The sequence below is a fragment of the Skermanella aerolata KACC 11604 genome (genome assembly GCF_000936425.1).
Lineage (GTDB): Bacteria > Pseudomonadota > Alphaproteobacteria > Azospirillales > Azospirillaceae > Skermanella > Skermanella aerolata.
The window spans coordinates 366,036-387,654 of the sequence record NZ_AVFK01000002.1 but is presented as its reverse complement, the minus strand read 5'-3'; the positions used below and the strand labels follow the sequence as shown (position 1 = coordinate 387,654).

Sequence of the window (21,619 nt, the reverse complement as noted above, 5' to 3'; positions counted from 1 at the left end):
AGATGGTCTCCCCATTCATGGATGGATGCCGGGTCATCGCTTGTGACCCCGGTGGAGCTGGACTTCGAGCCACTGGCTGTACTTCGACATGAAGAAGCAGAAGATGAAGTAGATGAACGCCACGAACATGTACGACTCCTTGTAGAAGCCGCGCCATGCCGGGTCGGTCAAAGCCGCCTTCGACGCACTCATCAGGTCGAACAGGCCGATGATGATCACCAGCGACGTGTCCTTGAAGAAGCCGATGAAGGTGTTGACCAGCGGCGGGATCGTGATCGACAGCGCCTGCGGCAGGATGATCTTGCCGGTCTTCTGCCAATAGCTGAGGCCGAGACTGTCGGCCGCTTCGTACTGCCCCTTCGGGATCGCCTGGAGACCGCCCCGGATCACTTCGGCCAGATAGGCCGACGCGAACAGGATCAGGCCGATCTGGGCCCGCAGGAGCTTGTCGATGGTGACGCCGGTCGGCAGGAACAGCGGGAACATGACGGACGCCATGAACAGCACCGTGATCAGCGGCACGCCGCGGATCAGCTCGATATAGGTCACGCACAGCGACTTGACGATCGGCAGGTCCGACCGCCGTCCCAGGGCCAGCATGATCGACAGCGGAAAGGCCACCACAAGGCCGACGACCGACAGGATCAGCGTCAGCGGCAGGCCACCCCACAGGGTATTCGGTACGAACGGCAGGCCCAGGATGCCGCCCCACATCAGGGTCGCCACCACGATGCCGCCGGCCGCCCAGACGCCCAGTAGCCAGGGCCGCCAGAAGTTGCGGTTACAGCTCAACCCGAGCAGGCCGATGATCAGCAGGACGACCAGGATCGGGCGCCACTGCTCCTCGTAGGGGTAGAGGCCGAACAGGATCAGCCGGTATTTCTCATGGATGAAGGCCCAGCAGGCGCCGCCGGACGCCCGGCAGGTCTGGTTGGTCACCCCTTCGCCCGGCAGCACGCTGTTGAAGACCAGCCAGTCCAGCAGCGGCGGGATCACCTTGTACGCCAGCCACAGGATCAGGATCGTCAGGATCGAGTTGAACCAGTTGTTGAACAGGTTCGCCCTGACCCAGCCGAGCGGCCCCAGCGCCAGCGCCGGCGGCTTGACCATCTCTGCCGGCGAAGGGCTATCGGACACGGTGGCGTGGCCTTGAATGGAGAGGTTGTCTGCCATCGTCAGCGCTCCACCAGGGCTATGTGCTTGTTGTACCAGTTCATGAACAGCGAAATGCCGAGGCTGATGGTCAGGTAGACCGTCATCATGATCGCCACCGCCTCGATCGCCTGCCCCGTCTGGTTCAGGGTGGTGTTGGCGACGCTGACGAGGTCAGGATAGCCGATGGCGACCGCCAGTGAGCTGTTCTTGGTCAGGTTGAGGTACTGGCTGGTGGTCGGCGGAACGATGATCCGCAGAGCCTGGGGCAGCACGACCAGACGGAGGATCGTCCCCCTGTGAAGGCCCAGGGCGGATGCCGCCTCCGTCTGGCCCCAATTGACGGCCCGGATGCCGCTGCGAACGATCTCGGCGATGAAGCTGGACGTATAGACCGTCAGGCCCACCAGCAGCGCCGCGAATTCCGGGCTCATATTGGAGCCGCCCCGGAAGTTGAAGCCCTGAAGTTCCGGCACGTCGAGCGCCGTGGGGGCGCCTCCGGCGAGCCATGTCAGCAGCGGCACCGCGATCAGCACCCCGATCGAGGCGAGCACGATCGGAAACTGCTGGCCGGTAGCCTCTTGCCGCTTCCGAGCCCAGCGCGCCAGGAACCAGACGCCAACGATCGCCACCAGGATGGACAATCCCACCCAGATCCAGATCGGATCGTCGGCCAGCGCCGGGATCTTCATGCCGCGGTTGCTGAGGAACACGCCGGGTATCGGGTTCAAGGCCTGCCGGGGATTGGGCAGGCTCTCGCCGATCACGGCGTACCAGAAGAAGAGCTGAAGCAGCACCGGGATGTTGCGGACGATTTCGACGAAGGCCGAGGCCAGCTTGGCGACCAGGAAGTTGCTGGAAAGACGGGCGATGCCGATGATGGTGCCCAGAATGGTGGCGAGCACGATGCCCAGCACCGCGACCTTGATCGTGTTGAGGAACCCGACCAGCAAAGCATGGCTATAGCTGTTGGCGGGCGAATAGGCGATCAGGGACTCCCCGATCGCAAAACTTGCCTCGCGGTCGAGGAACGAGAAACCAGTCGCGATGTTCTGCCGCGCCAGATTTTCGAGCACGTTGGTTACCAGATACCAGCCGAGCAGTGCGACACCGCCGAGCACCAGTATCTGGAAGAAGACCGCGCGGGCGTTCGGATCGTTGATCAGGGAACGGCGCGGCGCCTGGGGAGCCGGGTTCCCGAGATTTCTGGAGATTGCCAACGATCACTCCTTTCCCGGTTGAAACGAAGGCCCGGCCATCCTGGCGGACGGCCGGGATCTGGATCGGAAGCGGCGATTTTCCGACTCTGCGTTCTCGCAAGCCTGGATACCGCCGCTCCCCCGGCTTCAGCGGACCGGCGGGGCGTACATCAGGCCGCCGTTGGTCCATAGCCCGTTCAGGCCGCGCTCCAGCTTCAGCGGGGTCTTGACGCCGACGTTGCGATCGAAGATCTCGCCGTAGTTGCCGACCGTCTTGATGATGTTGTAGGCCCACTTCTCGTTCAGGCCGAGCGCCTGGCCCATGCCCGGAGTGGTGCCCAGCAGACGCTGGACGTTCGGGTCCTGGCTCTTCGTCTGCTCATCCACGTTGGCGGAGGTGATGCCCCGCTCCTCGGCTTCCATCGTCGCGTAGATCACCCACTTGACGATGTCGAAGAACTCGTCGTCGCCATGGCGCACGGCCGGGCCGAGCGGCTCCTTGGAGATCAGCTCCGGCAGGATGATGTAATCGTCGGGGTTTGGCGCCAAGGTCGAGCGGATCGACGCCATGCCGGAAGCGTCCGTGGTGTAGACGTCGCAGCGGCCGGCGAAGAAGGCGGCATTGACCTCGTCGAAGGACTCGATGACGACCGGCTGGAAGGTCATGCCCTTGCTGCGGAAATAGTCGGCAAGGTTCAATTCGGTCGTGGTGCCGGACTGGACGCAAACGGTGGCGCCGTTCAGTTCCGTCGCGTGGGAAACGCCCAGCGACTTCGGCACCATGAAACCCTGGCCGTCGTAGAACGTGGTCGGCGCGAAGTTGAGACCCAGCGAGGTGTCGCGAGTCAGCGACCAGGTCGTATTGCGCGACAGGATGTCGATCTCGCCCGATTGAAGGGCGGTGAAACGCTGCTGGGCGGAGAGCGGCGTGAAGCGGACGGCCTTGGCGTCGCCGAAGATCGCCGCACCCACGGCGCGGCAGAAATCGACATCCAGGCCTTGCCAGTTGCCTTGGCTGTCGGGGTTGGAGAAGCCGGGCAGACCGGGATTGACGCCGCACTGGACGAACCCTTTCTGCTTCACTGCGGTCAGGGTCGGTCCCGCGACAGCCGCACTGGCCCCAAGAGCGATTGCGACTGCGGTCCCCATCGCGGCAAGAATTTTCGTTTTCATTCGGTCCTACCCTGTTTCTTAATTCGAAGTTTGAGCTTGCGAGCAACTGTTCGCACACCCCACGAAGTTCTAGCAATGTTTGAGCCACTTGGAATAGCGTTTGATTGTAGCTGCCCCCACAAAAGTGCATGACCCCAATCGCACCATCCCGTCTTTACGCTACGCATCATTGCTTCGATCGATCGAGTATGAGCTAAAACCTGCCCATCTGTCCCATCCGTTTTAGACGGGGGTTGGCCGGAGCGTTCCGGAATGCCAGACTGGAGTTCCTCTTCCGGCAGCTTATCCGATTGTTGATCGCACCAGCTCGCTAAAACGCCTCTTTTCTCAGCAGAAGCCATGAAAAACGTCAAGCCAGACACGATCCTTACCCATGCCGGCAGCAATCCCGGCGCCAACCATGGCATCGTCAATCCGCCGGTCTATCATGCCTCCACCATGCTGTTCCCGACCGTCGAATCCCTGGAGGACGCCGGGCATTCCTTCGAGGGCGTGCGCTACGGGCGGATCGGGACACCGACGTCGCAGGCGTTCGAAACCGCGGTCGCGGAGCTGGAAGGCGCCTACAAGGCGGTCACGGTGCCGTCCGGACTGGCCGCGATCACGACGGCGCTGCTGGCCTTCGTCTCGGCCGGCGACCATATTCTGGTGAGCGACAGCGTCTACGGCCCGAACCGCCTGTTCTGTTCCGACATGCTCAAGCGGATGGGTGTCGAGGCTGAGTTCTACGATCCGCTGATCGGCGCCGGCATCGGCCGGCTGATGCGCCCGAACACACGCGTCGTCTTCGTCGAATCGCCGGGCTCGCTGACTTTCGAGATCCAGGACGTCCCCGCCATAGCGGCGGCGGCGAAGGACGCGGGCGCGGTCGTCATGATCGACAATACCTGGGCGACGCCGCTGTTCTTCCGGCCGTTCGACCATGGCGTCGACTTGTCGATCCATGCCGCCACCAAGTATATGGTCGGCCATTCCGACGCGATGCTGGGCGTCATCACCGCCCGCACGCCGGAACTTTGGCATCGGCTGAAGCGCTATGCCGTGCAGTTGGGCACCTGTGCCGGGCCGGACGACATCTATCTTGGCCTGCGCGGGTTGCGAACCATGGGCACCCGGCTCCGCCAGCATCAGGCGACCGGGATCGAACTGGCCCAGTGGCTCCGAAACCGGCAGGAAGTCGCGCGCGTTCTCCACCCTGCCCTGCCCGACGATCCCGGCCATGCGCTTTGGCGGCGCGATTTCCTGGGCGCCAGCGGTCTGTTCGCGATGGAGCTGAAGCCGGTATCCAAGCAGGCCATATCGGCATTCCTGAACGGCATGGAGCTGTTCGGCATGGGCTATAGCTGGGGCGGCTACGAGAGCCTGATCCTTCCAGCCAACCCGGAAAAGCTGCGCACCGCGTCCACCTGGAAAAGCCAGGGTCCGATGATCCGGCTTCACGCGGGACTGGAGGACATCGGCGACCTGATCGCGGATCTCGAGCGGGGACTGAGCAGACTGGGAGAGGCGGCATGACCGCGACTACGCATGACGAATTGCTGGCCCTCGTCAGCTTCAATGCCGACGGACTGGTCCCGGCGATAGCGCAGCAGCACGATACCGGCGAAGTGCTGATGATGGCCTGGATGAACCGGGATGCCATTGCCGAAACGCTGGGCACCGGCCGGGTTTGCTATTACTCCCGGTCCCGCGCGGGACTGTGGCGAAAGGGCGAGACCTCGGGGCAGGTCCAGCACCTGAAGGAACTGCGCGTCGATTGCGACGGCGATACCCTGCTGCTGCTGGTCGACCAGGAGGGCGTGGCCTGCCATACCGGACGGCGCAGCTGCTTCTATCGCGCCGTCAGGGATGGCGGCGTCACCACTATCCTGGATGTCGAATCTCCACCCGAACGGCTCTACGGACCTCGCGATCCGCAGTAAGTCGAAATGTTTCGAGTGAGATTTTTAAGGCTTTGGAAAGGGTAATCTTCGTGGGCTTTTCCAAAAAATTTTGGAAGTCTCCTTTCCTTTGATCTAGATCAACGTAGCCCCCCAGGGTGTGAGATAGAAACACTCTTGTCTCTAACCCTCCCTGTAATCGCCTTTGAGCCAGGGGTTCTTCAAGAACCTCTGGCTTTTTTTATTTCGCGCCCAACGCTCATGATTAGAAGCGCACAAGTAAATTGCAGCCAAAAAAGAGGTGACAGGCTAGCTGTCACCCTGAGGCGAATGCGCGATGAGTAGAGGATGCGAACCAACCTCGTCCTCGATGCACTCATCGGGGATCCGGTCATAACCCGGTCGCATGGTTAATTTATCTGGACCCGGCGGTTGCCGACACTGCGCACGCGGGACATCACAGGTTTGTCACATTCTCCTATCGGCTTTCAGCGCGGCCGACGGAGGTAGCGCAGCAGCGCACTGATCAGCGCGATCGGCACGACGACGACGGCCCCGACCAGGATGTAGGGCAACGCCCAGTCCGCCACTCCCTTGAACAGTCCTCCTACGGCAAGCACCGTGTCCCAGGTATCGTTCAGTATCCCCATGGGATTGATATCGAAGAACGATATGGCCAACCCGACGATCAGTGAGAGTACGAGAATTCTGATGATCCAACTCATCGGGCCGAAACGCTCCATCTATTCCAGGTTCCATCATGCACCGTGACGGTGAACCGCTGTCAGATCGGTATCCGCGTACGAGAAAAAAACCACCGACCTGCGGAATAGTTGATGCAGCCAGACTGTTTTAAAGGAGTAGCACTGCGGAAGTCATGGATAAGCCGGGTTACACGGCAATAGGAGATGGCATGGTGGTGGAACACGAGCATTGGGCTGTCGCGAACCTGCTTATCGGCCGCTACGGTCGTCAAGCCGTCAGTCAGGCCGAGGCGCGCGCGGAAGATGCCGATGCGAATGGCGACCGCGAGGGCCGGGAGATCTGGCAAAGCGTAAAGGGAGCACTGAGCCGTCATCACGGCTGCCTGAGCCGGTACGAATAGCCGCCAGTTTCCAGCTCGGACACCCAGCATCGGACTTATGTCCTGATCTCGCAAATTAGGCTAATTTACCCGAATTATTTGCTGCTGATGCCGGCAAAATCCATGCCTGTGACGGCTGGATCCTGACCATCGCCGGCAAGCCAAACGCCCTGCCACCTCCCGCGCCATCCCGAGTTAGACAGCCCACGTTCTCAGACAATAGTCATAAGTCGAAGGTCGGATGTGACAGGGGACTTCGTCGATCAATCAACTGCCTTCCATTCAGGCTTTTTTCATCCCCAGAATCTGGGGATAACTCTGTGGATCGAGGTGCGCTCGTCCAGCCAAACCCTACCACTTGAACCCAATGCACATTTTTTAGGCACGCTCAGCGCATGATGCTGTCAAGCAAAACTTTCTAGTTTCAGGTGGAAGTTTAGCAGTGCAAAATCAGTATTCGTGTGCCATAGACACAACACTCCCAGCAATACTTTCGTGATCCCAGAGTAGTTGCATCCGAGCCTTCCAGCCACATCACTGACTACAAAACAGCCAGCCATCTAAGCATGGTTGGTGCAGATGCTTATCCGAACGACCTGGACAGGCCTTGGCCGGGCTCTCCCCCGTATATTACGAACATGAAGGTTCCTCCGAAGAGCCGGCGAGGACCGGTCACGCAGCCCGGCGGCATCGTTCCTCAGCGCCGCTTCGGTCCAAAACGCTTGCGCGGCGCACCGCGAAAGCCTTGCTTCGGCCGCCCGTGACCTGGATCGCGCTGGCGGCGTGCCCGGGACGCCAGAAGCTCGCCAAGGCGGGAGGAAAGGGCGGCCCTGCGCTGTGCAACGATGGCGCGATCCGGAAAAAGGTCCGGAAAACGGCGCGATGCCCAATAATAGAGATCGCAGGCACGCGAAAGGTCCTCCAGCGCCTGATCGTCCAGCCCCTCGGTCCGAGCCGGAACGACATGCCCGACAGCCATCGCCTCACGACGTTCGACCGCCTGTACGATCGTCGTGAACAGCCGGGCCTCCGCTTCCTTCTCCAGGTCGGCCGGAATGAACAGCAGGTTCAGCTTGTCCGCGAAAATCAGAGAACGCTCGTCCAGCAACGCCGCATGCCGCCGCAATGGTGCCAGTTCGGACACGGCATAGGGCGAACCATCGGTTTTCGCCGCCGAGAACCAATCGAGCAGGAGGGCCAGTTCCGACGTGCCGCTGTAATCCGCAAGGCGCGCCAGCATGCCACGAGTCGGCCGGACGGTAAGGGCCGTCTTCGGCCCCAGGCGTGGATCGGGGCGCCCCAGAAGGGTGCGCAAAGCCTGCGGCGTATTGCGGGCGACCACACCGAACTCACCCGTCTCGAACTGGCCGAAGCGTCCGGCGCGTCCCGCGATCTGGCGAACTTCTCCCGCGGAAAGCGGCCGAACAGCAGTGCCGTCGAATTTTTCCAGCGCCGTGAACAGGACACGCCGGACCGGCAGGTTCAGTCCCATGCCGATGGCATCGGTCGCCACGACGACGTCAACCTCCCCCGACAGGAACCGCTCCGCTTCCCGTCGCCTGACCTCCGGCGCCAAGGCTCCGTAAAGCAGGGCCGCCGTCAGATCGCGGGACTGGACGGCGTCGCGGATCAGATGGACATCGCGGCGGGAAAACGCGATCAGCGCATCGCCTCGCTCGACATCGTCCCACTCAAGCCTACGCTCGATCATCCGGAGAGGCGTCTTGCGCTCAAGCTCGACGATCTCCAGCGGCTCGCCCAGATGCGCCGCCACCCTTTCGACCAGGGATCGGGCCTCGGGCGCACCCAGGAGGTACACGGTGCCGGCAGGCACCCCCATCAAGGCCGATGTCCAGGCCCAGCCCCGGTCGGGGTCCGCCAGCATCTGTATCTCGTCGATCACGGCGACATCGACCGGCCGGTCCGGATCGAGCATCTCGATGGTCGATGAGAGGTGCCGGGCATCCGGCACTCTCGCCTCCTCCTCGCCGGTCAGCAGCGTCGTCGGCGTCCCATCCCGGTTCAAGCGATCGGCGACCTCAAGGGCGAGCAGGCGCAGCGGCGCCAGATAGAGGCCCGAGCGTGCCTCCCTGAGAGCCTCCAGTGCCCGATGGGTCTTTCCGGAGTTGGTCGGTCCCACCACCAGGACCAAGCGGCGGGCCATGCCGCGCGCCACCGGGAACAGACGTTCGAAGCGGGAGAAATCGAAGTGGCGGTCCACAAAGGCGCGCCCGCGCGCTTCAGCCCGGCCGCGTCGCCAGATATCGTATTCCCGGTCCCAGCGGCGCAGGATCTCGTCGGCGTCCTGATGATTGCGCCCCGCCCGAACCAGACGGTCGCATAGACTGCCGAAGGTCCAGCCGTCGTCGGGTGTCCCCGCCTCTTCGGTATAGATCCAGAGCCTTTCGGCGAGACGGCCGGCATCCTCGTGCAGGCGTTCGATCAGGGCGGCGTCGGCGTTCAGGAACCTGTGCAGGTCGGCCTCGTGCAGGCCGCTCAATTCGTCGACGTCGATCGTACGGGAGACCGCGAAGCGGATCGGCTGCGTCATCCCTGTCCACGGCATCTCGTCCGTCATGACCAGCTTGACCCGATCCCGTGCATCGCCGGGATGAAGCGAGATATGCGCACCGTCGAGCACGCGTCTTGCCGTCTCCAGCAAGCCGTTCCGCCGCAGTTGCCGGTCGAGTTGCCCCAGTATCTCCCGGACGATGGCTTCACGCCGTGCCGCGGGCACCAGCAGGTCTCGCTTGCCCCGGGGCAGAGGCAGCCCCAGCGGAGCCAGCCCGACCTGCTCCGCTCGTTCAATGCGGGCAAGACCGGCGTCCGCAAGGGTCAGGCAATCGGGATGATGGCGTGCGATTTCGTGGATCAGATCGGGATCGGCTTCGGCAGGCGCCGCAGGCGCTTCCGGGTGGTCGGCCATTCGGCGGCTCCAGAACTTCATTCAGCGGCGAACATGCGTGCAGCCACGCCACAAGGTCAACTAGCGACGTTGAGTTCATCCGAACTGGGAGAGATTTGAGGCCTGCAGGGGGTTTCTTGTTCCAACGTTCAAGGTTCCATGCCTTGAACGAGACGAAGGGCCCTTGATCGAGAAGAAGGGCGGGCACCGTCAGGTCCGTAAAGTTCAAAACAACGACATGAAACTTCAAAGGTCCATCATGTTCATTGCTTTGGTCGGACAATGCATCTTTCGGCCTTTAGTGATCTGTATCGAACTGGATAGGTCCAGCATTGCAATATCCAAAAAGTTTTATAGATATTTCTATCTCATTGGAGCAAATTTCCCTTCGAAAAGTAGGGACACTAACCCAATCGAGAAGAGCCTCGTGAATATCGGCGAGCTAACTTAAGGATGTGTTTGATGTCAGCGGTCGGCATGAACCATGACGAAATGCAGCGGTTGAACTTCCTGATGATCGATGACGAGACGCGCAAGGCCCTTGGCGAATTCGTGCCTGCGCTCAAGGAATTGCTGCCGTCGATCCTCGACGCCTTTTATTCTCACCTCAGGAAACACCCTGAGATGATGAAGTTCTTTTCCAGCGACAGCCGGGTAAGCCACGCCAAGTCAGCCCAGTTCGATCACTGGATGAAGCTCTTCTCCGGACGTTTCGATGCGGACTACTTCGCCTCGGTGAAGAAGGTCGGACTGACACATAGCCGCATCGGCCTTGAACCGCGATGGTATATCGGCGGTTATACCTTTACCCTCAGCATTCTGCTGGATGCGGCGACCCGCCAACATCGAAGCATGCTGCACCCGGAAGCCGCCCGGCAGAAACTGGCGTCCCTTCTCAGGGCCATCAACCAGGCGGTCATGCTCGACATGGACCTGGCGATCAGCGTCTACCTTGAAGAGAACAAGGCGACGCTTGACCGGAAAATGGACCAGCTTGCCGCCGATTTCAGCGGATCGGTGCTCGGCATCGTCCAGAATGTCAACGGCAAGGCGGACGAACTCTCGATAACCGCCGATACCATGTCCGCCTCGGCCGAAGAGACCAACCGGCAGGCGATTGCGGTTGCCGCCGCCGCCGAGCAAGCAAGTCAGAACGTCCAGACCGTCGCGTCCGCGGCGGAGGAGCTTTCCACGTCTATCCGCGAAATCACCGTCCAGGTCACCCGGTCGTCGGACCTGTCGAACCGCGCGGTGGCGGACGGAGCCAGGACCAACGAGTTGCTGGCGGCTCTGGCAAGTGCCGCGAACAATATCGGTACCGTGGTCGGCCTGATCAACGACATCGCCAATCAGACGAACCTGCTGGCGCTGAACGCGACGATCGAAGCCGCCCGGGCCGGCGAAGCGGGCAAGGGCTTTGCGGTCGTCGCCAACGAGGTCAAGCAACTCGCCACCCAAACCGCTCGTGCTACGGGCGACATCAAGGGTCAGGTGACGGAGATGCAGACGGTGACCGACGGCGCGATCGGTGCGATCAAGAGCGTGCTGTCCGGCGTGTCCGACATGAACGAGATCTGCACCCTGATCGCGGCCGCCGTGGAAGAACAGGCGGCGGCAACCCGGGAAATCGCCCGCAACGTGGATCAGGCCGCCGCCGGCACCCGCGAGGTCGCTCTCAACATCTCGGGTGTAACGGCGGCTTCCACCGAAACCGGCCATGCCCTGGTCCACGTTCAGCAGGCCGCCGGCAATCTGAACAGCCAGTCGGTCGCCCTTCAGAACGAGGTCGATACCTTCCTCAAATCCATCAAGGCAAGCTGACCGGCGGTCGAGGCCGCCGGACCGCAGTTCCGGGAGTTTGCAGTTCGTGGAATCTGCTGCGTCGCCTCAGCCTTCCGCTGGCGCGACGCGGAGGATTTCTCCGTCCGATTCGTCGGTCAGCAGATACAGATCGCCCTTGTTGCCTTGTATGACCGCCCGGATGCGCTCGCCAAGGCCACCGAACAAGCGCTCCTCGTGTTCGACGCGGGAGCCGTCCAGTTCCAGGCGAACGACATCCTTCGCTACCAGTCCGCCATTGAGCAGGCTGCCCTTCCACTCGGGGAATGCGTCTCCCGTGTAGAAGAGCATGCCGGACGCGCCGATCACCGGCGTCCATTGGTAAAGAGGGTCTTCCATGCCCTCAGCTTGCTGCTTGCCGGTGCCGACGGGCGAGCCGTCGTAATTGACGCCGTTCGAGACCACGGGCCAGCCATAATTCTTGCCCGCCTGGGGCCGGTTGACCTCGTCGCCGCCGCGAGGACCGTGCTCGTTAACCCACAACTCGCCCGTCGCGGGGTTCAGCGCCGCGCCCTGGATGTTCCGGTGGCCGTAGGACCAGATCTCCGGCAAGGCGCCGGGGCGGTTCACGAAGGGATTGTCGTCCGGCACGGATCCGTCCGGGTAGATCCGGACGACTTTCCCGAGATGGGAGTCGAGGTCCTGCGCCTGGGTGCGGAACTGTTCCTCCGACCGTTCGCCGAGGCCGATGAACAGGTGACCCTCCCGGTCGAAGACCAGCCTGGACCCGTAATGCTTGGTACTCCGCACCTTCGGCTTCTGTGAGAAGATCACCTTGAGATCGTTGAGGGCGCTGCCGTCCGCACTGAGCGCCCCGCGCGCCACGGCAGTCGAGTTGCCGCCCTCTCCCAGTTCGGAATAGCTTATATATACCAGCCGGTTCTGCCGGAACTGCGGATCTACTGCCACGTCGAGCAGACCGCCCTGCCCCCTGTTGTCCACTTCGGGCACGCCGGTCAACGGTTCCGACAACTTGCCGTCGGCCGTGACATGACGAAGATCACCCTCCTTCTCCGTTACCAGGAAGCCTCCATCGGGAAGGGCAGCCATTCCCCAGGGTTCCGTCAAGCCGTCGGCGAAGGTGGTGACATGGATTTCCACCTTTTCGGTACTTATGACCTTGTCCATGGCGAGTGCTGGACCGGAGGCGGCCAGCGTAGTCATCGCCAGAGCCAAGGCAGCGGTAACCGGAGAGACGTTGGGCATCGGTTGTAGTCTCCTGGACTTTGCGTTCTTCAGGAAACTGTAGTTATGGGCCAAAGCGGGTTGAGCAACAGGCATCGAACTTCAACTTCAATCCGATTATCCCACTATCTGGACATTAAGAAACCTATTTGACGCATCATCGCTCCGTGCATACGATCGACATCCGGGAATGCGGCGACGGAACGGCAACGATGGCGGGCGATCAAGCGGGAGTTCTGGAACGGCCTGAAAAACAGCAGGGAACCGGAACGCAGACACTGCTCCGCGGGCTGGCGTTGCTGGAATGCGTGGCCGACGGCATCGGCGACGTCAAGGGCATCGCATCCCGCCTGGGAACACCGAGAAGCACGACCCACAGGATGCTCAACAGCCTGGTTGCCGAAAGATATCTGCTTCACATTCCCTACAAAGGCTACCTGCTGGGCCCGAAGCTGATCCAACTCGGCATGAAAGCGCTCGAGCAGCGTCCGCTGATAGCACTCGCCCGCCCGCATATCGAGGCGTTGGCGATGCGCACCGGCGACACGGTCCATCTTGGCGTCCTTGAAGACGGCGATGTGTTCTACCTGGACAAGATCGCCGGCACACGCGGACTGGAGATGAGGTCGCGCGTCGGCCGGCGGATGGCCCTGGCGTCGACCTCTCTTGGAAAGGGCCTGCTGCTTGGGCTGCCGCGCGACAAGTGGCGGCAGTATTACGAACGTGCGGTCGACTCCGAGGTAGGGATGCCGGACCGTCCCTCACAGGACCGTCCGCCTCTGGCCCCGTGGCCGGAATTCGAGCGGCGGATGGCAAGCTATGTCGATCGGGGCTGGTCTTTCGACCTGGAGGAAAACGAGATCGGCATCCGATGCGTCGGCGCTCCCGTGCGGGATGTCCGCGACCAGGTGGTGGCGGCGGTCAGCGTCGCTAGTGCCGTGCCCTACATGCCGGATGACCGCATGGCGGAACTTGGTCCGGTCGTCCGCGCCACCGCCGAGGCGATTTCAAAGGAACTGGGATGGAAGCCGGAATGACGGCCGCCTTGATAGCGCTCGATTGGGGAACGTCGAGCCTGCGGGCTTATCTGATGGATGGGAAAGGCCGGGTACTGGAACGGCGCTCCAACGGGCACGGCATCCAGAACCTGCCTGTACCGGGCGCCGCCGGGTTCGAGCAGGTATTCAGCGCGTTATGCGGCGAGTGGCTGAACCGGTCTCCGAAGCTGCCCGTCGTCGCCGGCGGCATGGTCGGCAGCGCCCAGGGCTGGGCCGAAGCACCCTATGTCCGCTGCCCGGCCGATACTGCGACGCTGGCCGGAAGTGCCGTAACCGTGGAGAGCGCCGCCGGGGTCCGCCTGCTGATTGCGCCCGGCGTCATCTTCGACCCGGCGGACGACACGCCCGACGTGATGCGGGGCGAAGAGATCCAGATCGCCGGCGCGCTTGCGGACAATCCGGAATTCTCAGCCCGCGCCTGCGTGGCATTGCCCGGCACCCACTCCAAATGGGTCCAGGTCAGCGACGGCAGGATCGTCCGCTTCGCCACCTATATGACGGGCGAGCTGTTCGCTGTTCTGACCAGGCACTCGATTCTCGGCCGGCTGATGCCGAAGGGTACCGATAGCGGCGCCGAGACGCGCGAGGCCGCCTTTACCGCCGGGGTCGAAGCCGCGCGCAACGGCTCCACCGGGGACTTGGCGCATCAGATCTTCGCGGCCCGCACGCTTGGCCTGACACGCCGGCTGCCGGCGGACGCGCTGAAGGATTATCTGTCGGGGCTGCTGATCGGGAACGAACTGGTTTCGGGTCTTGCCCTTGTCCGGGACACCCTCGACTCCGATACACCGCTTGTCCTGATCGGCGAAGACGCCCTATGCGACCGCTATGTCAGCGCTCTCGCTGTGCTGGGCGTCCGGCCGGCTGCCAAGCTCGACAACACGGCCCCACGCGGCCTCTTTCAGTTCGCCGTCTCGGCCGGACTTGTCACGCCCAATTCCTCCGAAGGAGCGACCATCCCATGACCGGCACTCCCCTGGCCGCACGGATCGACACCGCCTTCGCCACCCTGCCGCTGGTAGCGATCCTGCGCGGCCTGACGCCTACCGAAGCGGAAGACACGGCGCAGGCACTGTACGAGCGCGGCTTTCGCCTGATCGAGGTGCCGCTCAACTCGCCCCAGCCGTTCGACAGCATCGCATCGATCCGCAAGCTGCTGCCGGCCGATGCGCTGGTCGGGGCCGGGACGGTGATGACGGTGGAGCAGGTATCGAGACTTTCCGATCTGGGCGCAGAGCTGGTCGTGATGCCCCATGCCGATGCCGAGATCATCCGGGCCGCCAAGGCGCGCGGCATGGTCAGCCTGCCCGGTATTACGACTCCGACCGAAGCCTTCTCCGCGCTGAAGGCAGGGGCCGACGCGTTGAAGCTGTTCCCCGCCGAACTGATCGGCCCGAAGATCGTGAAGGCGATGCGGGCGGTACTTCCCCCGGATGTCCGGCTGCTGCCGGTGGGCGGCATCTCGCCGGACACCATGACGGACTACCACGACGCCGGTGTCGCCGGGTTCGGGCTGGGATCGGCACTTTACACGCCCGGGATGACCGTGGCGGAGGTCGCTGAACGGGCCAATCGCTTCGTCACGGCCTGGAGCAGGCTGAAGGCTCGATAAGGCCTTTGCTTACTTTCCGGCGGGCTTACTCCTCGGCGGAAGGACAAAGGTTGACGTCGTCGATTCGGCACACTGCCGGGATAGTCACGTGGGGGCGGGAGCGTAGTCGGAACGAGCGGATTTCGATACGCCCCTGCCCCTCCAGCCATGTCACGGCCTTTTGGATCAGGCGCGGGTCGGTGCCCAGTTGTTCGCTGATGTGGTTGAAGGATACGGCGACGGCCTTCCGTTCGAGCAGGCGATTGCGGCAGGCGCCCGCCACCTTTTCAGCCAGTTCTGGAATGCCCTGGTCCTGACCCAGTTGAACGACGATCCCCATAGACGGTGTCCTCCCCAGAGAAGCGCCCTCGTTCTTTTTGTTGTTCGCGATCCTTCGGCCGGGCGGTTCTGCCTCCGGACTTAATCTTGTATGCGCTTGGTCTGCGACATTCTGTCGCCCCAGGTAGTTTGCCGTGCCTGAGGCGGCAAGGCTAGCCGATTTCGCCAAAGGTCGATTTTGAATAGACAGCGGCGTACCGCATTGCGGCATATGGTGTTAGGCTTACACGCTGCGCCCTGCCCCCATTTCCTCTGAGGCGAATTCATGGCGATCCACGTCGCACTCAATCACAAGACGTTCTACAAATATGACCGGCTGGTTTCACTGGGTCCGCAGATCGTCAGGCTACGCCCTGCCCCCCACTGCCGGACGCCTATTCTCAGCTATTCGTTGAAGGTCGAGCCTAAGCATCACTTCCTGAACTGGCAGCAGGACCCGCAGTCCAACTATCTGGCACGGTTCGTCTTCCCGGAGAAGACCGACTTCCTGTCGATCGAGGTCGATCTCGTCGCCGAGATCTCGGTCATCAACCCGTTCGACTTCTTCCTGGAGCCCAGCGCGGAGCAGTGGCCGTTTGAATACGAGCCCTGGCTTCAGCGGGAACTGCGCCCCTACATGGAGACGACGGAAGTCGGTCCCAAGCTCAAGGAATGGGTCGCCGGCGTGTCGCGCGACAAGATGCAGTCGGTCAACTTCGTGGTGGCGCTCAACCAGCGACTCCAGCAGGACATTGGCTACGTCATCCGGATGGAACCGGGCATCCAGACGCCAGAGGAGACGCTGACCCTCAGGACCGGGTCGTGCAGGGACAGTGCGTGGCTGCTGGTCCAGATCATGCGGAATCTCGGCCTGGCGGCCCGCTTCGTGTCCGGCTACCTGATCCAGCTCACGGCCGACCAGAAGAGCATCGACGGTCCCAGCGGCACCGAGGTCGATTTCACCGACCTGCACGCCTGGACCGAAGTCTACCTGCCCGGCGCCGGCTGGATCGGTCTTGACCCGACCTCCGGGCTGCTGGCCGGCGAAGGGCATATCCCGCTGGCCTGTACCCCCGACGCGTCGAGCGCCGCGCCGATCACCGGCGCCGTTGACGAAGCGGAGGTCGAGTTCGGCCACGAGATGTCGATCACCCGCATCTACGAAGCGCCGCGCGTCACTAAGCCCTATACCGACAGCCAGTGGGGCGCCATCGAGGCGCTGGGCCATAAGATCGATATCGAGCTGAACGAGGGCGACGTCCGCCTGACCATGGGCGGCGAGCCGACCTTCGTGTCGATCGACGACGCCGAAGGCGCGGAGTGGAACACGGCCGCCGTAGGACCTACCAAGCGCGCCTATGCCGCCAACCTGCTGGACCGGCTGATGCGCCGCTTCGCGCCCGGCGGTCTGGTCCATTACGGACAGGGCAAATGGTATCCGGGCGAAAGTCTGCCGCGCTGGGCGCTGACGATCTATTGGCGTCAGGACGGCGACGCGCTGTGGGCGAATTCCGACCTGCTCGCCAAGGAGACGGTCGATTACGGATTCGGCACGCAGGAAGCCGGGCTGTTCCTGGTGACGCTGGCGAAAAGGCTCGGGATCGACCCCAGCCTCGTGCTGGCGGCCTATGAGGACCCCTGGCACTACCTGCGCAAGGAATCCCAGCTTCCCGTCAACGTCGATCCGCTGGAAAGCAAGCTTGAGGACAAGGAGGAGCGCGCCCGCCTCGCCAAGGTCTTCCAGCGCGGGCTGAACGAACCGGTTGGCTTCGCCCTGCCGATCAACCGCCGGATGGACCAGAAGGGTCCGGTCTGGTTGTCCAGCACATGGCCGCTCCGCCAGGAACGGCTGCTGCTCGCTCCCGGCGACAGTTCGCTGGGCTACCGCCTGCCGCTGGGCTCGCTGCCCTGGGTCGATATGCGCGACTATCCCTTCACCTGGGAACAGGACCCGTTCGACACGCGTGGTCCGCTGCCGCCGCACGCGGTACCGCTGCGCCAGCGCACGGTCGAGCCGCCCAAGCCGGAAGCGCTCCGCCGGCAGGCCTATCAGGCCATGGCCGAGGTCCGCACCGAGATCCCGGAAGAGGGCAAGTCCGCCTGGTGGATCGTCCGCACCGCGATGTGCTGCGAGGCGCGCGACGGCAAGCTCTACGTCTTCATGCCGCCGATGAGCATGCTTGAGGACTATCTGGCGCTGGTCGGCGAGATCGAGGCGACGGCGCTCGAGCTGAACATGCCGGTCATTATGGAGGGCTACCCACCGCCCCGCGACCCGCGCCTGAACAGCATGGCGGTGACCCCGGACCCCGGCGTGATCGAGGTCAACATCCATCCGTCCCATTCATGGGACGAATTGGTGCGCAACAACTTCGCCCTTTACGAGGAAGCGCGGCTGGCGCGGCTGGGTACCGAAAAGTTCATGCTGGACGGCCGCCATGTCGGCACCGGCGGCGGCAACCATGTGGTGGTCGGGGGAGCGACGCCGAACGACAGCCCCTTCCTGCGGCGGCCCGACCTGCTGCGCAGCCTGATTACCTACTGGCAGAACCACCCGGCGCTGTCCTACATCTTTTCCGGGCTGTTCATCGGCCCGACCAGTCAGGCGCCGCGCATCGACGAGGCGCGCAACGATTCGCTCTACGAACTGGAAATCGCCTTCAACCAGATCGACCATGCGGCCGACAGCGGCTGGTGTCCGCCCTGGCTGATCGACCGCGTGCTGCGCCACCTGCTGACCGACATGCAGGGCAACACGCACCGGGCGGAATTCTGCATCGACAAGCTCTATTCGCCGGACAGCAGCAGCGGCCGGCTGGGTCTGGTGGAGTTCCGGGCGTTCGAGATGCCGCCGCACGCCCAGATGAGCCTGACGCAGCAACTCCTGATGCGGGCCATGATCGCCCGGTTCTGGAAGACGCCGTACAAGAACAAGCTGGTGCGCTGGGGCACCGAGCTGGCCGACCGCTTCATGCTGCCCCACTTCGTCCAGCAGGACCTTGCCGACGTGCTGGCCGACATGCGCGAGCACGGCTATGCATTCCAGGATGAGTGGTTCGCCCCCCACTTCAATTTCCGCTTTGCGCTGTGCGGCGAAGTGGCACATCGCGGCATCGTGATGGAGATCCGGCAGGCGCTGGAACCGTGGCACGTCCTAGGTGAAGAGCCGGGCGGCGGCGGCACGGTAAGATACGTGGACAGCTCGGTCGAGCGGGTTCAGGTCAAGGTTAGCGGTCTGACCGGTTCGCGTCATTCCGTCGTTTGCAACGGGCGCCTCGTTCCGCTGCATCCCACGGGCGTTGAAGGGGAATTCGTCGCCGGCGTGCGGTACAGGGCATGGCAGCCGCCTTCCTGCCTGCATCCGACCATACCGGTCCACAGCCCGCTGGTGTTCGATATCCTGGATACGTGGTCGGGACGGTCCGTCGGCGGCTGTTCATATCATGTTGCTCACCCGGGGGGACGCAATCATGAAACTTTCCCGGTAAATGCGCATGAGGCCGAGGGACGGCGACTTGCCCGCTTCTTCCCATTCGGTCACACTCCGGGACATATGGAGACGCCGCCCGAGCGGCGCAACCTGGAGTTTCCGTTGACCCTAGACCTACGCCTTGGCTGAAACTGAAGCACCAGAACCTGAAGAGCGTTCAGCCGTCGCCGGCCAGGGTCCCCCGACCAGCGACGGCCGCGTGCTGTATTACGGCACCGGCCCCGTCTTCGACGAGATGGTTACCGGAGGTGGCCGTCTGCGGCCACACTGGCAGAAGTTCATGGGTGCCCTTGGTGCCCTGGACCCGTCGCTGATGCATGAACGGTGGGAGGCGGCGCGCCGCCTCCTCCACCAGAACGGCGTCACCTACAACATCTATGGCGATCCGCAGGGAATGGAGCGGCCGTGGCCGCTCGACATGATCCCCCTGCTGATTCCCGCGGTCGAGTGGGAGAAGATAGAATGCGGGCTAGTCCAGCGGGCCAGCCTGCTGAACTCCGTTCTGGCCGATCTTTACGGCAAGCAGGACCTGGTCCGGTCCGGCCGCCTGCCACCGGCGCTGCTGTTTTCCGACAGGGGGTTCCAGCGCGCCGTGCACGGCGCCGTGCCGACCGGCGGGGTCTACCTGCATCTCTACGCCGCCGACCTCGCCCGGTCACCCGACGGACGCTGGTGGGTGCTGGGCGACCGAACGCAGACGCCGAGCGGCGCCGGCTATGCGCTGGAGAACCGGTCCGTCGTCAGCAGGATCCTGGCCGATGCCTTCAAGGACGGCAACGTCCAGGCGCTCGCCCCCTTCTTCACTTCGCTCCGCGAGATGCTCGTCAGTCTGGCCCCCGCGAAGACGCCGGATCCAAGGATCGTGCTGCTGACGCCCGGCCCCTACAACGAAACCTACTTCGAGCACGCCTATCTCGCCCGGCATCTCGGCATCACCCTAGTCGAGGGTGGCGACCTGACGGTGCGCGACCGACACGTCTTCCTGAAGACGCTGAGCGGGCTCGATCCGGTCCATGTCATCCTGCGCCGCCTGGACGACGATTATTGCGATCCGCTTGAGCTTCGGACCGACAGCTCGCTCGGCGTCGCCGGCCTGGTCCAGGCGGTACGTGCGGGTACCGTGACGGTCGCCAACGCGCTCGGGAGCGGGCTTGTCGAGTCGCTCTCGTTCAAGCCGTTCCTGCCCATGCTGTGCCGTCACCTGCTGGGCGAGGAATTGAAGATACCTGGCGTCGCCATGTGGTGGTGTGGCCAGAAGGAAGAGCGGACCTATGTCACCGAGCACCTGGACCGGCTCGTCATCAAGCCCGCCTTCGCCCATCTGGGAGTGGAACCGGTTTTCGGCGCATCGCTGACCAAGGCCGAGCGCGCCGCCCTGACGGCGAAGATCAACGAGCGGCCGGGAGACTTCATCGGGCAGGAGCAGCTCGGCCTGTCCACGGTGCCGACCTGGATCGACGACTCGCTCCAGCCGCGCCCGCTGGTGATGCGGGTATATCTCGCGGCCAAGCCGGATGGCGGCTATACGGTGATGCCCGGCGGATTGACCCGCATGTCCGCCACGGCGGGCCGGCTGATCGTGTCGATGCAGCACGGCGGCGGCAGCAAGGACACCTGGGTCCTAGGCCGCAGTCCATCGGAATACAGGGTCGCGACCTCGCGCATCCAGGGAGTGCCGTCGGAAGTCCGAAGCATGGAGCCCAGGACGATCGCGGCGCGCGAGGCCGAGATCAGGCCCCACAGCGGTGACCTGCCGTCGCGCGTCGCGGACCAATTGTTCTGGCTGGGACGCTACGCCGAGCGGTCGGAAAGCGTGCTGAGGATCCTGCGCGGCGTCTACAGCCGCCTGTCCGACGGCGCCAGGCCAGGGGCCAACGACCAGCTGGTGCCGCTGATGCGCCTGATGGACTGGTCCGGCATGGTGCCGCGCGACTTGGTCGACCTTGCGGAAAGCGGAACGGGCCGCGGTTTGCGGCAGGCGCTTCAGGGTGCGGTGTTCGACGGCAGCCATCCCAACAGCCTGCGCGCCAACGTGCAGCGCCTGCACCGGACCGGCGCCGGCGTGCGCGACCGCCTGTCGCTCGACATGTGGCGGGTGATCACGCAGCTCGACCGCCAGTGCGAGCCGGCATCGGCCCGCTCCCGCGTCGATACGGCGATGCTGCTGCGGCTGGACGACCTGATAACGACACTGGCCGCCTTGGCGGGTCTTGAGCAGGAAAGCATGACGCGCGGTCCCGGATGGCGTTTCCTGGACATCGGCAGGCGGCTGGAACGCGGGATCAACTGCGTGACGCTGATGCGCGGAACGCGCATCGCCGACGGCGCGGGCGACGATCCGGCGGTTCACGAGGTCCTGCTGGAACTGGGCGAGAGCTTCATGACATACCGCGAGCGTTTCTATACCACCGCCCAGCGGACGCCCGTGCTGTACCTGCTGCTATGCGACGAGACCAATCCCCGCGCGCTTGCCTACCAGCTCTCGCACCTGTCCCGGCATCTCGCCGCCCTGCCCCGTCCACCGATGATCGACTCCAAGTCCCAGCACAGTCCCACGGCGGCGGCTATCCGCCTTGTGGACGAGGCTCGGGAAGTGCTGCGCGAACCCGACATCATCCGCGACCGGTTCGCCCTCCGGAGCGCGCTCAACAGGCTCGCCGACCGGCTGCCTGAAATCTCGAACCTGCTGGCCCATGCCTATTTCAGCCATGCCTTCTCCCGCTCCGCCTGAACCCGCCGCACCGG

16 protein-coding genes are annotated in these 21,619 nt (G+C 63.5%); 9 read left to right on the top strand and 7 right to left on the bottom strand.

Annotated features, from left to right (window positions below; translation table 11 throughout):
* Positions 1–33: 33 nt before the first annotated feature.
* The 3 genes from N826_RS04780 to N826_RS04770 all read right to left on the bottom strand — a co-directional run bounded on the left by N826_RS04780 (position 34) and on the right by N826_RS04770 (position 3,524).
* The gene (locus N826_RS04780; protein WP_044426225.1) at positions 34–1,173 is read right to left on the bottom strand and encodes an amino acid ABC transporter permease; all 1,140 of its coding nucleotides are present in this window, start codon (positions 1,171–1,173) and stop codon (positions 34–36) included.
* A gap of 2 nt (positions 1,174–1,175) precedes the next feature.
* Positions 1,176–2,366 (bottom strand): amino acid ABC transporter permease, encoded by a 1,191-nt coding sequence (locus N826_RS04775; protein ID WP_044426388.1) that lies wholly within the window; start codon positions 2,364–2,366, stop codon positions 1,176–1,178.
* 132 nt (positions 2,367–2,498) lie between these two features.
* Positions 2,499–3,524, bottom strand: coding sequence for an amino acid ABC transporter substrate-binding protein (locus tag N826_RS04770; RefSeq protein WP_044426224.1), 1,026 nt, complete (start codon positions 3,522–3,524; stop codon positions 2,499–2,501).
* Between the two features lie 339 nt (positions 3,525–3,863).
* On the opposite strand from N826_RS04770, the gene metC reads away from it, so the two are divergent.
* Both metC and hisI read left to right on the top strand, forming a co-directional pair.
* Positions 3,864–5,039 carry a cystathionine beta-lyase gene (gene metC / locus N826_RS04765; RefSeq protein WP_044426223.1) on the top strand — a complete coding sequence of 392 codons (1,176 nt, stop codon included), beginning with the start codon at positions 3,864–3,866 and terminating at the stop codon, positions 5,037–5,039.
* Complete coding sequence (gene hisI, locus N826_RS04760) at positions 5,036–5,446, top strand: phosphoribosyl-AMP cyclohydrolase (RefSeq protein ID WP_044426222.1); 411 nt, start codon at positions 5,036–5,038, stop codon at positions 5,444–5,446. The genes metC and hisI overlap by 4 nt, the downstream gene beginning before the upstream one ends.
* Positions 5,447–5,892: 446 nt before the next feature.
* Here the strand turns inward: hisI and N826_RS04755 are convergent, their stop codons facing one another.
* The gene (locus N826_RS04755) at positions 5,893–6,129 is read right to left on the bottom strand and encodes a DUF6460 domain-containing protein (RefSeq protein ID WP_052830851.1); all 237 of its coding nucleotides are present in this window, start codon (positions 6,127–6,129) and stop codon (positions 5,893–5,895) included.
* Positions 6,130–6,317: 188 nt separating this feature from the next.
* Between N826_RS04755 and N826_RS04750 the strand changes: the two genes are divergently transcribed.
* Positions 6,318–6,509, top strand: coding sequence for a hypothetical protein (locus tag N826_RS04750; RefSeq protein WP_044426220.1), 192 nt, complete (start codon positions 6,318–6,320; stop codon positions 6,507–6,509).
* Positions 6,510–7,185: 676 nt separating this feature from the next.
* Here the strand turns inward: N826_RS04750 and N826_RS04745 are convergent.
* Complete coding sequence (locus N826_RS04745) at positions 7,186–9,414, bottom strand: SUV3 domain-containing protein (RefSeq protein ID WP_052830833.1); 2,229 nt, start codon at positions 9,412–9,414, stop codon at positions 7,186–7,188.
* Positions 9,415–9,855: 441 nt separating this feature from the next.
* Between N826_RS04745 and N826_RS04735 the strand changes: the two genes are divergently transcribed.
* Positions 9,856–11,214: a globin-coupled sensor protein gene (locus N826_RS04735; RefSeq protein ID WP_052830832.1), complete on the top strand. Its 1,359-nt coding sequence runs from the start codon at positions 9,856–9,858 to the stop codon at positions 11,212–11,214.
* Between the two features lie 66 nt (positions 11,215–11,280).
* Here N826_RS04735 and N826_RS04730 read toward each other — a convergent pair whose 3' ends face one another.
* Positions 11,281–12,438 carry a PQQ-dependent sugar dehydrogenase gene (locus N826_RS04730; protein WP_052830831.1) on the bottom strand — a complete coding sequence of 386 codons (1,158 nt, stop codon included), beginning with the start codon at positions 12,436–12,438 and terminating at the stop codon, positions 11,281–11,283.
* Positions 12,439–12,629: 191 nt separating this feature from the next.
* Between N826_RS04730 and N826_RS04725 the strand changes: the two genes are divergently transcribed.
* From N826_RS04725 to N826_RS04715, 3 genes are read left to right on the top strand one after another with little or no spacing between them, the layout of a single operon-like run.
* A complete protein-coding gene (locus N826_RS04725; RefSeq protein ID WP_044426381.1) occupies positions 12,630–13,454 on the top strand; it encodes an IclR family transcriptional regulator in 825 nt (274 codons plus the stop codon).
* A complete protein-coding gene (locus N826_RS04720) occupies positions 13,451–14,440 on the top strand; it encodes a 2-dehydro-3-deoxygalactonokinase (RefSeq protein ID WP_244619420.1) in 990 nt (329 codons plus the stop codon). Before N826_RS04725 ends, N826_RS04720 begins: the two co-directional genes overlap by 4 nt.
* Positions 14,437–15,087: a 2-dehydro-3-deoxy-6-phosphogalactonate aldolase gene (locus N826_RS04715; RefSeq protein ID WP_044426216.1), complete on the top strand. Its 651-nt coding sequence runs from the start codon at positions 14,437–14,439 to the stop codon at positions 15,085–15,087. Before N826_RS04720 ends, N826_RS04715 begins: the two co-directional genes overlap by 4 nt.
* Before the next feature lie 25 nt (positions 15,088–15,112).
* On the opposite strand, the gene N826_RS04710 is transcribed toward N826_RS04715, so the two are convergent.
* Positions 15,113–15,406, bottom strand: a complete 294-nt coding sequence (locus N826_RS04710) for a hypothetical protein (protein WP_044426214.1) — start codon at positions 15,404–15,406, stop codon at positions 15,113–15,115.
* 264 nt (positions 15,407–15,670) lie between these two features.
* Between N826_RS04710 and N826_RS04705 the strand changes: the two genes are divergently transcribed.
* Together N826_RS04705 and N826_RS04700 are read left to right on the top strand one after the other, a co-directional pair.
* On the top strand, positions 15,671–19,003 hold the full coding sequence (locus tag N826_RS04705) for a transglutaminase family protein (protein ID WP_044426213.1): 3,333 nt from the start codon (positions 15,671–15,673) through the stop codon (positions 19,001–19,003).
* Positions 18,996–21,605, top strand: a complete 2,610-nt coding sequence (locus N826_RS04700) for a circularly permuted type 2 ATP-grasp protein (RefSeq protein ID WP_244619421.1) — start codon at positions 18,996–18,998, stop codon at positions 21,603–21,605. The genes N826_RS04705 and N826_RS04700 overlap by 8 nt, the downstream gene beginning before the upstream one ends.
* The last annotated feature ends 14 nt before the right edge of the window (positions 21,606–21,619 follow it).

Bases quoted from the DNA above. Each gene is read 5' to 3' on its own strand.
- N826_RS04780 (WP_044426225.1), bottom strand. From the start codon at position 1,173: ATGGCAGACAACCTCTCCATTCAAGGCCACGCCACCGTGTCCGATAGC.
- N826_RS04770 (WP_044426224.1), bottom strand. From the start codon at position 3,524: ATGAAAACGAAAATTCTTGCCGCGATGGGGACCGCAGTCGCAATCGCT.
- metC (WP_044426223.1), top strand. From the start codon at position 3,864: ATGAAAAACGTCAAGCCAGACACGATCCTTACCCATGCCGGCAGCAAT.
- hisI (WP_044426222.1), top strand. From the start codon at position 5,036: ATGACCGCGACTACGCATGACGAATTGCTGGCCCTCGTCAGCTTCAAT.
- N826_RS04755 (WP_052830851.1), bottom strand. From the start codon at position 6,129: ATGAGTTGGATCATCAGAATTCTCGTACTCTCACTGATCGTCGGGTTG.
- N826_RS04750 (WP_044426220.1), top strand. From the start codon at position 6,318: ATGGTGGTGGAACACGAGCATTGGGCTGTCGCGAACCTGCTTATCGGC.
- N826_RS04745 (WP_052830833.1), bottom strand. From the start codon at position 9,414: ATGGCCGACCACCCGGAAGCGCCTGCGGCGCCTGCCGAAGCCGATCCC.
- N826_RS04735 (WP_052830832.1), top strand. From the start codon at position 9,856: ATGTCAGCGGTCGGCATGAACCATGACGAAATGCAGCGGTTGAACTTC.
- N826_RS04730 (WP_052830831.1), bottom strand. From the start codon at position 12,438: ATGCCCAACGTCTCTCCGGTTACCGCTGCCTTGGCTCTGGCGATGACT.
- N826_RS04725 (WP_044426381.1), top strand. From the start codon at position 12,630: ATGGCGGGCGATCAAGCGGGAGTTCTGGAACGGCCTGAAAAACAGCAG.
- N826_RS04720 (WP_244619420.1), top strand. From the start codon at position 13,451: ATGACGGCCGCCTTGATAGCGCTCGATTGGGGAACGTCGAGCCTGCGG.
- N826_RS04715 (WP_044426216.1), top strand. From the start codon at position 14,437: ATGACCGGCACTCCCCTGGCCGCACGGATCGACACCGCCTTCGCCACC.
- N826_RS04710 (WP_044426214.1), bottom strand. From the start codon at position 15,406: ATGGGGATCGTCGTTCAACTGGGTCAGGACCAGGGCATTCCAGAACTG.
- N826_RS04705 (WP_044426213.1), top strand. From the start codon at position 15,671: ATGGCGATCCACGTCGCACTCAATCACAAGACGTTCTACAAATATGAC.